Source organism: Maribacter litopenaei (assembly GCF_025244665.1).
Taxonomy (GTDB): Bacteria; Bacteroidota; Bacteroidia; order Flavobacteriales; family Flavobacteriaceae; genus Maribacter; species Maribacter litopenaei.
This window is the reverse complement of the sequence record NZ_CP104205.1, coordinates 1,987,531-2,000,896: the sequence shown is the minus strand read 5'-3', so window position 1 is coordinate 2,000,896 and position 13,366 is coordinate 1,987,531. Positions and strand designations below refer to the sequence as shown.

The following is a 13,366-nucleotide window of genomic DNA, read 5'->3' as shown; positions in this document are numbered from 1 at the left end:
TAGACTATTGGTGATGATAGGGTTCATTCCTTAATATAGTGAATGCCCTATAAAGTTGCTCTACAACAAAGAGCCGTACCATTTGATGAGAAAAAGTCATTTTGGAAAGGCTAACTTTGCCGGATGCCTTTTTGTAAATTTCCTCGCTAAACCCATAAGGCCCCCCAATTAAAAAAACGAGTTGCTTCAGTCCTGAATTCATTTTCTTCTGCAAGTAATCGGAAAATTCTATAGATGAAAATTGTTTGCCATTTTCATCCAACAATACAAGAACATCAGTATTGGAAATTGATTTTAAAATCAATTCGCCTTCCTTGATTTTTTGTTGTTCCTCTGATAGATTTTTAGTCTTTTTAAGGTCCGGAACGATTTCCAACTCAAACCTGATGTAGTGACCGAGCCTTTGTTGGTAGACAGTGATTAACTTTTCAAGTTCCTTACTATCCGTTTTTCCTATGGCCAGTAGTTTTATCGTCATTATTCAAAAGTAAATCAAATTCCCAAAATGGATTCGTATTTTAGCATCTAGCAAAAGATACATATGATTTCAGGAGCACAGTTCGAAAAGGAGTTGGATTTAATAATAACCAATGCTATCAGGGAAGATGTGGGTGACGGGAATCATAGCTCTTTGGCCTGTATACCTTCCGATGCCCAAGGCAAGGCAAAATTACTGGTCAAGGACGATGGAATCATTGCAGGAGTGGAATTTGCTAAAATGGTCTTTGAATACGTGGATAATGATATTGTGTTTGAAAGGGTCTTGGAAGATGGTGCCGAAGTAAAATATGGAGATATTGCCTTTTACGTAAAGGGAAGTTCTAGGAGTATCTTACAGGCAGAACGCTTGGTGTTGAATGCCATGCAACGTATGAGTGCCATTGCCACCAAAACAAAGGTATTTGTAAATCTCTTGGAAGGAACAGGTACAAAGATTTTGGATACTCGTAAAACAACACCGGGAATCAGGGCTTTGGAGAAATGGGCCGTTAAGATTGGGGGAGGTGAAAATCACAGGTTTGCGTTGTACGATATGATTATGCTAAAGGATAACCATATCGATTTTGCAGGTGGAATCACTAAGGCGATCGATAAGACAAAGGCCTATTTAAAGGAAACTGGTAGGGACCTTAAAATTATAGTTGAGGCTCGGGACTTGGACGAAATAAAGGAAATTCTGAAATCCGACGGTGTTTACCGTATCCTTATTGACAATTTCAATTATGAGGATACTCGGGAAGCCGTTAGGCTGATTGGTGATAAATGTCTAACGGAGTCCTCAGGCGGAATTACCGAGGAAACCATCCGAAATTATGCGGAATGTGGTGTGAACTATATATCCTCCGGCGCACTTACGCATTCTGTCTACAACATGGACTTAAGTTTAAAAGCCGTGTAGATGTCTCTAGAGATTGAAGAAAAACTTGATAAGGTTCCCATACTCAATAAGGTAGTACGATTGTTAAAGACCATCAAATTACCTGGGCTTGAAGGTTTATCCCTTTACGATTTATTGGAAATGTATATCAATGGAATTGTACAAGGTGCTTTGTCTTCACGTGCAAGTGCCATTTCTTTTAGTCTCTTTATGGCACTTTTTCCACTATTGATTTTTATGGTGACATTGGTGCCTTTTTTGGTAGATTATATCAGCATACAAAATGAAAATTTCGAACTGCAGTTTCAACTTTTCTTAGAGTCCTTCTTGCCAAATGCCACTGGAGATTATTTTGGGGATATTTTTAGGCAAATAAAAGATCAGAAACGTGGGGGTTTATTGTCCTCAGCTTTTTTACTGTCCATATTTTTGGTAGCCAACGGAGTCAATTCCATTTTTGGAGGGTTTGAAACCAGCTACCACATAGAGTTAAAACGTAATTTTTTCAGGCAATACCTGTATGCCTTATTGGTTGGTCTCATCCTTGCCATACTTATCATTGTAGGTTTTGTGGCCTATGTATATTTTGAATTTTATGTTTTGGGATATCTTACGGAGTTTGCGGCAAGACAGGGAGGTTATGTACTGGACGAGGACGAGATTATTGGTGTACAAATAGCCAAAGTGTTGTTTTTTATTCTTCTATCTTATTTCACCACGGCAATTCTGTATTATTTTGGAACCAAGGAAGGTAAACAGGCACGTTTTTTTTCAATCGGGGCATTAGTTACAACTATTTTGTTTTTATTGACATCCTATTTGTTCGGAATCTATGTTGAAAAATTCGCTAGGTATAATGAACTCTATGGTGCGTTAGGGGGATTGTTGATTTTAATGGTCTACATTTGGCTAAATTCCAATATATTGCTTTTAGGATTCGAATTGAATGCTTCTTTAAATTCCCTACGTAAAATAAGTAAGCAAGAATGATACAGTTAAGAATAGTACTCATATTCCTATTTTTTGTAAGCGGAATACACTTCTTGTCTGCCCAAACCGTATTCGGTAAATGGAAGACGATTGACGACAGAACCGGAAAACCCAAGGGAATTATCAATATTGTCAAGAGGAATGGCCAGCTATATGGCTATGTAGAAAAAATCCTTGAAGAAGGTAAGGAAGATGCAGTTTGTATAAAATGCGATGGAGAGTTGAAAGACGAACCCATAGTGGGCATGGAGATTATAAAGGAAGGTGAAAAAAATGATGACGGGGAATGGAAAGGAAAGCATCTTTTCGATCCGGAACAGGCCATGACCTTCAGGTTTAAAATCTGGTTAAACCCGGACAACAAGGATGAATTAAAGGTCCGCGGTTATTTGGCATTTCTCTATAGGACCCAAACTTGGATTAGGGTAGGGGGATAAAATTTATGGAGTATTTTGTCAACGTTGTTTTGCCTATTCCCCTAGAGCGCCACTTTACCTACAGCATTACTCCTAATGAAGCGGAATTTTTGAGGCCTGGCATGCGAGTGGCAGTACCGTTTGGAAAATCAAAAATATACACGGCACTTGTAATAAAAGTGCATAACAAACCTCCCGAAGTGTATGAGGCAAAGGAAATAGACCAGATTTTGGATGAAGTTCCTTTGGTCAATTTAATACAACTCAAACACTGGGAGTGGATTTCCAATTACTACATGTGCACGATGGGCGAAGTTATGCGAAGTGCCCTACCTTCGGCCTTTTTATTGGAAAGCGAAACCCTGATATTAAAAAATAATGAGGCCGATGTTGATGAGTCCCAATTACAGGACGATGAGTTCTTGGTTTTTGAGGCCTTACAACATCAATCGACCTTAAAGGTTCATGAAGTTTCGGTAATTGTGAATCGAAAAAACGTGCTGCCGGTACTAAACCGACTTCACGGAAAAGAATATAATTTACCTGAAGGAAGAGGTTTATGAACAGTATAAGCCAAAATTGGTAAAATATGTAAAGCTGGGTAAAGAGTATCTTTCCGACGAAGCACTCGAGACCTTATTAGAAAATCTTTCCGAGCCCCCAAGCAGAGTCAAGTAGTTCTTTCTTTATTTCAATTACAAAGTAGCACCAAGAAACCCATATCCGTAGCGGATTTGGAAAAATTCGGCAATGTTTCCAAATCGGTAATCGGCTCTTTAGTTGAAAAGGGAATTTTGGAAGAATATTATATCAGAAAGGACCGTGTGAGCTTTGACGGAGAGGAAAATTCTGAAATAAAAAGTCTCAATGAATATCAATTGCAGGCATTGACGGATATAAAAACCTCCTTTAGCGAAGGTAAGGTTACTCTTTTAAAAGGGGTTACATCCTCCTGGAAAAACTGAAGTATATGTAAAATTGATCAGTGAATATCTGGTAACCGGAAAACAGGTTCTTTACCTACTCCCGTAAATTGCCCTAACGACCCAGTTGATATCAAGACTACAGGACTATTTTGGTGAACGTATATCCGTTTTTCATTCTAAATATAATATTCAAGAAAGGGTAGAGGTATGGAACAATGTATTGAAAGGTATGGAAAAGGCCCAAATAATAATAGGGGCAAGGTCTTCATTGTTTTTGCCATTTGATAATTTAGGGTTGATTATTGTGGACGAAGAACATGAAAATTCTTTCAAGCAATTCGACCCTGCGCCAAGATATCATGCCAGGGACGCGGCCATTGTCTTGGCAAACTTGCATGATGCAAATATTCTCCTTGGTTCTGCTACACCAAGTATCGAAAGTTATTACAATGTGAAACAATCGAAATATGGCTATGCTGAAATAAACAGGCGCTTTGGCAACGTGCTCATGCCGGATATGGAGTTGGTGGATTTTAAGGAGGCACTTCGTAAAAAAGAAGGTAAAAGGGCATTTTTCCGAACGACTATTGGATGAGATTGAGGAAAGTTTAGGGAATGGTGAGCAAATCATACTATTTCAGAACCGACGCGGATTTGCCCCATTATTGGAGTGTTTAACCTGCGGGCATACTCCCCAATGTTCCAATTGTGATGTTACCCTAACTTACCATCAATATAAGAATCAATTAAGATGCCATTATTGTGGTTTTCACACTGCGCTTCCTGAAAGTTGTGCAGCATGTGGCAGCCCGGAATTGGACACTAAGGGATTCGGAACGGAACAGATAGAGGAGGAGATCAAAAAGCTATTTCCGAAAGCCAAAGTAGGAAGAATGGATTTGGATACCACTAGAGGGAAACATGCTTACGAAAAAATCATTACTTCTTTTGAACAACACGAACTCGATATTCGGTGGGAACACAAATGCTAACAAAAGGGCTTGATTTTAGAAATGTAAGTTTGGTAGGCGTTATGAACGCCGATTCGCTCCTAAATTTTCCGGATTACCGAGCCCATGAACGAACATTTCAAATGCTGACCCAAGTTGCGGGTAGGGCAGGGCGTACCCGCAAAAGGGGAAAGGTCATCATCCGGAGTTACAACCCATACCATCAAATTTTAAAACAAGTAACTACCGGAGATTATGATTTGATGTTTCAAGAACAGGTGTACGAAAGGGAACAATATAAGTATCCGCCTATCAATCGAATCATTAAAATAACCTTTAAGCATAAAAACTATAACACCCTCAACGAAGCTGCGGAATGGTTTAGTGAAGCGTTAAGGACTAATTTTGGTGGTACGGTTTTAGAACCAGAATTTCCACCCGTTTCTAGGATACGGAATCAGTACCTAAAAAATGTATTAGTGAAAATAGGTAAATCCGAATCTTTGGGAAGAACCAAAAAGAATATAAAAAGAATTGAGAAGTCCTTTAATTCGGCGAGTAAGTTTAGGAGTGTAAGGGTCATCTATAATGTAGACCATATATAAGACAAAAACCGCCTAAAAGGCGGTTTTTGTTAAAGTAGTCTTTTTCATAAGCAACTTATACATTGCTTAGAGCTTCGGCCAATTCCGTTTTCTTGTTTCTACTCAAAGGAATAGAACGGCCACTTACTTCGACGTTTTTACTATTGAATTTTTCAACTTTTTCCAAGTTCACAATATAGGATTTGTGAATTCTAAGGAATTTATCTTCCGGCAATTGCTTTTCAAAAGATTTCATTGTTGATAAAATTACGATGTTGGCTTCATCCGTGACCAATTTGATGTAGTCTCCCAAAGCCTCTATCCATTTGATGTCATTAAGGATAACCTTTCTTTTCTTAAGGTTACTTTTTACGAAAATATGCTCTTCGTCTTCATTTACCCTGTGCATCTGCTCATATTTGGCGACCGCTCTTTTTACAGAGGCATCAAAACGAGCCATGGTAATGGGTTTGTGCAGATAATCCGTTACGTCGTAATCAAAAGCCTTAAGAGCGTAATCCGGTTTACCCGTGATCAAAATCACCTGAGGACTGTTGTCTAGGGATTCAAGTAGGTCGAATCCTGTAATGATGGGCATTTCAACATCTAAAAAGATTAAATCGATTTCGTTGTTCTTGATGCCGTTTTTGGCTTCGATGGCATTGCTGTACTCTGCCACCATAGCAAGGTTTGGGTGGTTGTTTACCAACTTGGCGACTGCCATGCGCTGCATGGACGAATCGTCAACGATAATACTTCTTAATTTCATAAGGGCTGATTTGTGGGGTTAAATCATCGACAAATTACCGAAAAAACACGTTCAACTGCAACAAAAGATGTAAACAATGCTTTTCTTATTGTATAGATGGCAATGATCATAGGTTATTAAGATTTGGTTTATACGTTTTAAATATTTCTTCCTAGCTATAACGAAGAATTTCTTCATTTCTTATAATTATTTAAAAAAAGTATCTATTTTTGCACTCCTTTTAAATAAATATAATATGAACCATTACGAAACTGTTTTCATTTTAAATCCCGTTCTATCTGATGTTCAGATAGAGGAAACAGTTAAGAAATTCGAGGATTTCTTAATTAACAATGGCGCCAAAATGGTAGCCAAGGAAAATTGGGGCCTAAAGAAATTGGCGTACCCGATCCAAAACAAAAAAAGTGGTTTTTACCACTTGTTCGAATTCACTAGCACAGGTGAGGTTGTTATGCCTTACGAGCAGGAATTCAGGAGAGATGAACGCGTTATGCGGTTTTTGACCGTTAAATTGGACAAACATGCAATCGCGTGGGCAGAAAAGAGAAGAACAAGAAACAAAACCGCTAAAGCTTAAGTATTATGGCAACATTGCAACAACAGGCAAAAGGTAAAAAAGATGGGGAAATAAGATATCTTACCCCATTGAACATTGAGACCAACACAAAAAAGAAGTACTGTAGGTTTAAAAAATCCGGTATTAAATATGTCGATTATAAGGATGCAGACTTTTTGATGAAATTGGTAAACGAGCAAGGTAAGTTGTTACCAAGAAGACTTACAGGTACTTCCTTAAAGTATCAGAGAAAAGTAGCCCAAGCGGTAAAAAGAGCTCGTCATTTGGCATTAATGCCTTATGTTGGTGATTTATTAAAATAAAAGAAAAGAATCATGGAGCTTATATTAAAGGAAGACGTAGAAAATTTAGGTTTTAAAGATGACTTGGTAAGCGTTAAGAACGGATATGGTAGAAATTACCTTATTCCACAAGGCTTGGCGACCATGGCAACACCATCGGCTAAGAAAGTTTTGGCCGAAACCTTAAAGCAAAGGGCCCACAAAGAAAAGAAAGTTGTGGATGCCGCTAAAAAAACAGCTGAAGCTCTGAAGGCTTTGGAATTGAAAATTGCTGCCAAAGCTGGAGCAGGAGACAAATTGTTTGGTTCCGTTACCAATGGTGATTTGGCGGATGCCATTGAAAAAGAAGGTCATACTATCGATAAGAAGTTTATCAGCATCCAAGGTGGTTCCGTAAAAAGAACAGAGTCCTTACAATGCGCAGATAAGACTTCACAGAGAGGTAGTTGTAGATTTTCCTTTTGAGGTGGTAGCAGAGCAGAACTAATCTGATTATACATAAAAAATGTAAGCCTTTCAGGAAACTGAAAGGCTTATTTGTTTCATACCTACAAATAAACGAATGAAATACACAAGACTTACAAAGGAGCAATTGGAAGAACTTCACCCTGAGTTCATTAATTTTCTAGCGACACAGTCGATTGATAAGAATGAATGGGACGAAATAAAGAAAAGCAAGCCCGAAGTGGCGGAAGAGGAATTGGATGTTTTCAGTGATTTGGTATGGGAAGGGGTTTTGACCAAGGTGGAATTCCTTGAGAATATTTCGGAGCAGCAAATGCACCTTTTTCATTTGACCGACAAAGAAATGAAACTCATCGCAGTGAAAATAATGAATCCGGAAATCGATTTGACGACCAAGGTAGGTTTTGATTGGTTCAGAAAGAACTGGCAATCCGACTTCGTGGATTATATGACGGCTTCGAAAGCTTATACGGATGACCCTAACCAGGATAAATTTGAACTTATAAAACAAGGTGCTGTCATCACCAAGGGAGAATTGTACCAGTGGTTTGATAAAGTTATAGGATAACACGATATTTGTCGCACTTAAAAGTGACTGAAGAAAAGGACCTTTTTACAAAATATATGTAATGGCACAAAAACCCTCTATACCTAAAGGAACCCGCGATTTTACACCCGCCGAAGTAGTAAAACGAAACTATATTTTTGATGTAGTTAAAAAGCATTTTCAAACGTTTGGATTTCAGCCTATTGAAACTCCATCCTTTGAAAATTCAGAAACCTTGATGGGCAAATATGGGGACGAAGGTGACCGTTTGATTTTCAAGATCTTAAATTCAGGGGATTATTTCGAAAAATTTGCTGGAGATATTTTGGAGTCAAAGAGTTTTAGATTAGTAATGACTGATCGACTTAAAAAGATATGTTCCAGTGTTGACCAAGAATTTGGAGAGGACATTCGAAATAAAAACATCATTCTTAGTGAATATTTGAGAAATGAAAATATAGTAAGAATATTCAATTTTCATCTACACAATTTCAAAGATGATTATAATAATAGATTTAGTGATATTTATTTTAAAGCTATAAAGTCCTATAAAGAATATTTACTTAAATGGGTTTTTACTATAGTTAAAAATAAATCCAAACAAGATAACTCTTCTATGGATTTCTCATCCGAGAATATTTTTAGTGATGATTTGTCTGAATTACCATTAGACGCTTTGTATGTTCAGGTAATTAAAAATCTTGATTCCGGAAATCTTACCCCATTTATTTCTGAGAAGGCCCTAAGATATGATTTAACGGTTCCCTTTGCCCGTTATGTCGTCATGCATCAGAATGAATTGGATTTTCCCTTTAAGCGATATCAAATTCAGCCGGTATGGCGTGCTGATAGGCCTCAAAAAGGACGTTTTAGGGAATTCTATCAATGTGATGCGGATGTCGTAGGTTCCGATTCGCTTTTACAAGAAGTAGAGCTTATACAATTGTACGATACAGTGTTTTCCGATTTAAAACTGGAAGGTGTCACCATTAAATTGAACAACCGTAAAATTCTCGCAGGTATCGCCGAAGTCATCGGGGCAAAGGATTTGCTGATCGATTTTACAGTAGCCTTGGATAAATTGGATAAGATAGGGGAGGAGGGCGTTAAAAAAGAAATGCTCTCTAAAGGGATTTCGGAAACCGCCATTGAAAAAGCTGCCCCCCTGTTCAATTTGGATGGCAGTAATACGGACCAGTTACAGATATTAGAGCAATTATTAAAATCCTCAGAGGAAGGAAGTAAAGGGGTTAAGGAACTGCGTTTTATTTTGGAAACCATTTCCAATTTGGGATTACAGTCCGCCAAATTGGTCATTGATGTCACTTTGGCGAGAGGATTGAATTATTATACAGGGGCCATTTTTGAAGTAGCTGCTCCGGAGGGTGTCTCTATGGGTTCCATAGGTGGTGGCGGTAGATATGATGACTTAACTGGGATCTTTGGATTAAATGATGTCAGTGGTGTGGGCATCTCTTTTGGTTTGGACAGAATTTATTTGATCCCTAGAGGAATTGGACCTATTTCCGGAGGCCATAGACCGTTCTTTGGATGTGTTATGCTTCAACTTTGGAACTAAAGAGGGTTTAGCCGCCTTAAAGCTAACAACGGTGTTAAGAAAACATGGTGTTAAGGCGGACATCTACCCTTCGGATGCAAAACTTAATAAACAGTTGAAATACGCCAATAATCGGAATGTACCCTATGTAATTTTTTTGGGCGAGAAAGAGCTGAACAATAGTTCGTTTGTGGTGAAGAACATGCAGAGTGGTGAACAAAGAACGTACAGCTTGGCGGATACCCAAAAATTTATAGATTCGCTTTAATGCCTTTTTCAAGCGCTTTAATTATTGTCCTATAGTAGTCATGGCTATGGGGTACATACCTATTTGATTTTTCAGCCAAGAGTTCATTTCTGAATTGATCGATAGGAACCAACGCTAGACTTTCTACCTCGCTCTCCTGTTTTTTCAAGTCTTCCAATGGTACATGTAACCGACATATATAGGTGTGATGGAATTCACAATCAACCAGATCCTCTGAATGCTTTTGAACTGATTTAAACGCACCGATTTTTAATAAATCCGATGGGCTAATTTTTAGACCAATTTCCTCGGATACCTCACGGACCGCAGAGGTCTCAATTATTTCACCAGCCCCAACATGTCCGGCTACGGAAACATCCCAAAGTAAGGGGTGGGTATCTTTATCCTTACCTCTTTGTTGAAGTAGTACTTCACTGTTGGACGTATAAAACCAAATATGAACGGTAGCATGAAAAAGTCCTTTTCGGTGCGCTTCCGATTTCATAAGGGATATCCCTTTAGGATTTCCCTCGGCATCCAAAATGTCTATAAGTTCGTCCATAAAAAAGAAACCCGCCTATAGGCGGGTCTACAATTTAGTCAAAATAACTGAAGGTTTCCCCTTCTTTGATATTTAATAGTGTTTCGTAAATCAATCGTATAACGTTTTCAACATCGTCTTTATGAACCATTTCAACAGTAGTATGCATGTAGCGCAAAGGCAATGAAATCAATGCTGAGGCAACACCACCATTGCTGTAGGCAAAGGCATCCGTATCTGTTCCTGTCATACGGGAGGCCGCCATTCTTTGGAATGGAATTTTTTTGGCTTCAGCCGTTTCAATAATTCGCTCCCTAAGTTTATTTTGTACGGCAGGCGCATAGGAGATGACGGATCCGGCCCCAATTTCTGTGTGACCCTGGGTCTTTTTCTCAATCATCGGGGTCGTGGTGTCATGGCAAACATCGGTAACGATGGCAACATTTGGTTTTATCGTCTCGGGTTATCATTTCCGCACCGCGAAGTCCAATTTCCTCTTGGACCGAATTGGTAATGTATAGACCAAATGGCAACTTTTTTTTGTTTTCGTGTAATAGTCGGGCCACTTCCGCAACCATAAACCCACCAGCACGGTTATCAATCGCCCTGCAAACATATTTATCACCGTTCAAAACTTGAAATGTATCCGGGTATGTAATAACACAACCTACGTGCACCCCCATTTTCTCTACTTCTTCCTTATTCTTGGCACCAATGTCAATAAATATGTTGTCCAGTTTTGGAGGTTCCTCCTTATCATTTTTTCCTGGTATGTATAGCAGGCCAACCAAAAACCCCTTTTACAATACCATTTTTGGTATGTATGTTCACCCACTTACTAGGTGCGATTTGGTGGTCGCTCCCGCCATTTCTAATTACATATAGAAGTCCATTCTCCGTTATGTAATTTACATACCATGAAATTTCATCAGAATGTCCCTCAATTACTACCTTGTATTTTGCATCCGGGTTAATAACACCTACGGCACTCCCATATGTATCGGTAATAAAGGTGTCCACATAAGGTTTTAAATACTCCATCCGAGCTTTTGTCCTTCCCATTCATAACCGGTAGGAGACGCATTGTTCAAGTATTTTTCCAAAAAATCGAGGGATTTTTTATTGATGATGTTTTTGTTAGCCATGCATTATTTGTTTAATTCTATGATCGAGATTTAAATATTCCAAGATGTGCGGGAAACTTTTGAATGAGTCACTTAAATTATTCGCAAGTCTTGCTTTATTATGTTGAATACAAACTTAGCAATATTCACTTGTTTTTAATAATATGCTGAATCAATTATCGTTAATTTTGGCAGGGCTTTTGCACGAATAGTACTATGCTGAGAATTAGTTTTTTATTGCTTGTTTTCCTGATATCCCAAACAAAATCCATTGGGCAGGTGGCCGAACAGGAATTGGACTCTCTATCCGAGAAGATGATTATCCTTGCAGGGGATTCCATTGTTCAGAGTTCCATTTCCTTGGATGAGGCCTATGTCTTTGGTGAGCTGGAGTTTTCTTCTTACGAGGACAAGCTCCGTTATTATATTTTAAGGCGTAAGACCCATAAGGTCTATCCTTATGCCAAATTGGCCGCGGAACGTTTGGTGGAACTTAATGACAGCCTTACCAAAATCACCAAAACTAGAAAGCGTAAAAAATATACCGAGAAGGTTCAAAAGTATATTGAGGAAGAATTCTCGGAAGAATTAAAGAAATTGACTAGAACGGAGGGGCAGATTTTGGTAAAACTGATATACCGGCAAACGGGTACCACAGCATTCGACTTGGTAAAGGAACTTAGGAATGGATGGCGGGCTTTCTCGGTACAATACCACTGCCAAACTATTCAAGATAAGTATAAAAGAAGAATTTCATCCCGATGAAATCGAAGAGGATTATCTCATAGAGGATATTTTACAGCGTGCCTTTGCAGCTGGACAGTTGGAACGACAGGAAACGGTGTTGGACTACGATTATGGCAAGCTCTACAATAAGTGGAAAAAGCCGGCCCGAAATAAAGTGTCTCGGCAATTAATTTTTCGGTTTGCTTTTACCCCCAAATAGTGAGTCCACTACAGTTTGAATACCTTTAAATCCTGAATAAATGGCATAAAAGGCCAACAGAAGACCTAGAATCAAAACAGGCCAATAAAGGGGATGCCCTTCATTCTTAAATGCTTGCCAAATGACCACAGGGGCCAAAAACATGAGTAAAATGGTAAAGGCCAATTTTTTGATACCTTTTACCATCATTTCCTTATCTGTCCTCATATTATTCTATAGTAATGTTACTTTGATATTCCTGAACGACCGCAAAATAACCTAGGGGAAAATCTTCCGTCTGTTCAATGGACTCCAGGTCTTCCGGATTAGGGATGCCCGTAACGTTAAAAATATTTCCTCGTACTGTGGCGGCAGGAGTTTGAAAGGGACCTTGGTCGCCACCAGCTTGGACGATTATTTGATTCATATAATTAAAGAAAGATTCATCCGCCCCCAATATACTAATGGTTAGTTCCTGCCCTGGCTCAATATCTTCATAGAAATAAGAAAACTCAAAACGCTGCCCTTGATAGAATTCGTCCTCGGTAACCGTGAAATTCATTGAATCCAAAATCAAAAATATAAAAATCGTTACGTCCTCCATTGTCCGTAAAACTCAGAATTACTTCCGTTTCCTCACCCGTGAAAAGTGTTTGCTCTCCTTGTTCCAATGTTTCAATGGGTGAGGTGGGCACAAATCTTGTTTTGGCATAATATTGCTCACCATTGAAGTTTATGAAGAGTGCCAACTGTCCAGTTGTAAAAAAGGATGTGCTTCCGATCGCTTCATACATACCAGGTGAAACCTCTTCAAAGGTGATTTCATCGCTTTCAGAAGGATTATCGGATACGAAATCAAGATTCCGAATAACGACATCTGCATCTGATAAAGAATTGTTGTTATCAAAAAATGAACTGGTCAAATTTAATTTAATTCCTGCAGTGGTCATGGCCAGAGAAGTATCCATTCTTATCACCGCGTCTACCGATAGGCGTGGGGATTCGGTTGGTAAATCAACTTCTATGACATCTTCACAGGAAGAGGCAAGTAATATGATTAGTAAGCAATAAAGCAGATTTTTCATTAC

At 38.7% G+C, this 13,366-nt stretch carries 14 protein-coding genes and 4 pseudogenes; 11 read left to right on the top strand and 7 right to left on the bottom strand.

The window, feature by feature from the left end; all coding sequences use genetic code 11:
- Positions 1-4: 4 nt before the first annotated feature.
- Positions 5-478 (bottom strand): 23S rRNA (pseudouridine(1915)-N(3))-methyltransferase RlmH, encoded by a 474-nt coding sequence (rlmH, locus tag NYZ99_RS10795; RefSeq protein ID WP_260571150.1) that lies wholly within the window; start codon positions 476-478, stop codon positions 5-7.
- 63 nt (positions 479-541) lie between these two features.
- Between rlmH and nadC the strand changes: the two genes are divergently transcribed.
- The 4 genes and pseudogenes from nadC (at position 542) to priA (ending at position 5,265) form a co-directional block, all read left to right on the top strand.
- Positions 542-1,399, top strand: a complete 858-nt coding sequence (gene nadC, locus NYZ99_RS10790; RefSeq protein ID WP_260571149.1) for a carboxylating nicotinate-nucleotide diphosphorylase — start codon at positions 542-544, stop codon at positions 1,397-1,399.
- Positions 1,400-2,368 (top strand): YihY/virulence factor BrkB family protein, encoded by a 969-nt coding sequence (locus tag NYZ99_RS10785; protein ID WP_260571148.1) that lies wholly within the window; start codon positions 1,400-1,402, stop codon positions 2,366-2,368.
- Entirely contained in the window at positions 2,365-2,805 is a 441-nt protein-coding gene (locus tag NYZ99_RS10780) for a DUF2147 domain-containing protein (RefSeq protein WP_260571147.1), read from the top strand. Before NYZ99_RS10785 ends, NYZ99_RS10780 begins: the two co-directional genes overlap by 4 nt.
- Positions 2,806-2,810: 5 nt before the next feature.
- Positions 2,811-5,265 (top strand): annotated as a pseudogene (priA, locus tag NYZ99_RS10775) (replication restart helicase PriA).
- A gap of 55 nt (positions 5,266-5,320) precedes the next feature.
- Here the strand turns inward: priA and NYZ99_RS10770 are convergent.
- Positions 5,321-6,013, bottom strand: coding sequence for a LytR/AlgR family response regulator transcription factor (locus NYZ99_RS10770; protein WP_099546514.1), 693 nt, complete (start codon positions 6,011-6,013; stop codon positions 5,321-5,323).
- Positions 6,014-6,248: 235 nt separating this feature from the next.
- Between NYZ99_RS10770 and rpsF the strand changes: the two genes are divergently transcribed.
- The 6 genes and pseudogenes from rpsF (at position 6,249) to NYZ99_RS10740 (ending at position 9,709) form a co-directional block, all read left to right on the top strand.
- Positions 6,249-6,590 (top strand): 30S ribosomal protein S6, encoded by a 342-nt coding sequence (gene rpsF, locus NYZ99_RS10765; RefSeq protein WP_260571145.1) that lies wholly within the window; start codon positions 6,249-6,251, stop codon positions 6,588-6,590.
- 5 nt (positions 6,591-6,595) lie between these two features.
- Entirely contained in the window at positions 6,596-6,892 is a 297-nt protein-coding gene (gene rpsR / locus NYZ99_RS10760) for a 30S ribosomal protein S18 (RefSeq protein WP_138258923.1), read from the top strand.
- A 12-nt stretch (positions 6,893-6,904) separates the two neighbouring features.
- Positions 6,905-7,358, top strand: a pseudogene (gene rplI, locus NYZ99_RS10755) (50S ribosomal protein L9).
- A 75-nt stretch (positions 7,359-7,433) separates the two neighbouring features.
- Positions 7,434-7,904, top strand: coding sequence for a DUF6495 family protein (locus NYZ99_RS10750; RefSeq protein WP_260571144.1), 471 nt, complete (start codon positions 7,434-7,436; stop codon positions 7,902-7,904).
- A 61-nt stretch (positions 7,905-7,965) separates the two neighbouring features.
- Positions 7,966-9,462, top strand: a complete 1,497-nt coding sequence (locus NYZ99_RS10745) for a histidine--tRNA ligase (protein WP_260571143.1) — start codon at positions 7,966-7,968, stop codon at positions 9,460-9,462.
- A 31-nt stretch (positions 9,463-9,493) separates the two neighbouring features.
- Positions 9,494-9,709: a His/Gly/Thr/Pro-type tRNA ligase C-terminal domain-containing protein gene (locus NYZ99_RS10740; protein WP_260571141.1), complete on the top strand. Its 216-nt coding sequence runs from the start codon at positions 9,494-9,496 to the stop codon at positions 9,707-9,709.
- On the opposite strand, the gene NYZ99_RS10735 is transcribed toward NYZ99_RS10740, so the two are convergent.
- Both NYZ99_RS10735 and NYZ99_RS10730 read right to left on the bottom strand, forming a co-directional pair.
- Positions 9,693-10,250, bottom strand: a complete 558-nt coding sequence (locus NYZ99_RS10735) for an NUDIX hydrolase (protein WP_260571139.1) — start codon at positions 10,248-10,250, stop codon at positions 9,693-9,695. The two genes, NYZ99_RS10740 and NYZ99_RS10735, sit on opposite strands and share 17 nt — an antisense overlap.
- Before the next feature lie 34 nt (positions 10,251-10,284).
- Positions 10,285-11,374: pseudogene (locus NYZ99_RS10730) on the bottom strand (M42 family metallopeptidase).
- Between the two features lie 195 nt (positions 11,375-11,569).
- Here NYZ99_RS10730 and NYZ99_RS10725 point away from each other — a divergent pair.
- A pseudogene (locus NYZ99_RS10725) lies at positions 11,570-12,299 on the top strand (DUF4294 domain-containing protein).
- Here NYZ99_RS10725 and NYZ99_RS10720 read toward each other — a convergent pair.
- Genes NYZ99_RS10720 through NYZ99_RS10710 form a run of 3 tightly spaced genes read right to left on the bottom strand, consistent with a single transcriptional unit; the run spans position 12,267 to position 13,363 of the window.
- Complete coding sequence (locus tag NYZ99_RS10720) at positions 12,267-12,506, bottom strand: DUF6095 family protein (RefSeq protein ID WP_260571136.1); 240 nt, start codon at positions 12,504-12,506, stop codon at positions 12,267-12,269. The pseudogene NYZ99_RS10725 and the gene NYZ99_RS10720 sit on opposite strands and share 33 nt — an antisense overlap.
- Before the next feature lies 1 nt (position 12,507).
- On the bottom strand, positions 12,508-12,840 hold the full coding sequence (locus NYZ99_RS10715) for a hypothetical protein (protein WP_260571134.1): 333 nt from the start codon (positions 12,838-12,840) through the stop codon (positions 12,508-12,510).
- Positions 12,791-13,363 carry a DUF4249 domain-containing protein gene (locus NYZ99_RS10710; protein ID WP_260571132.1) on the bottom strand — a complete coding sequence of 191 codons (573 nt, stop codon included), beginning with the start codon at positions 13,361-13,363 and terminating at the stop codon, positions 12,791-12,793. The genes NYZ99_RS10715 and NYZ99_RS10710 overlap by 50 nt, the downstream gene beginning before the upstream one ends.
- Between the last annotated feature and the right edge of the window lie 3 nt (positions 13,364-13,366).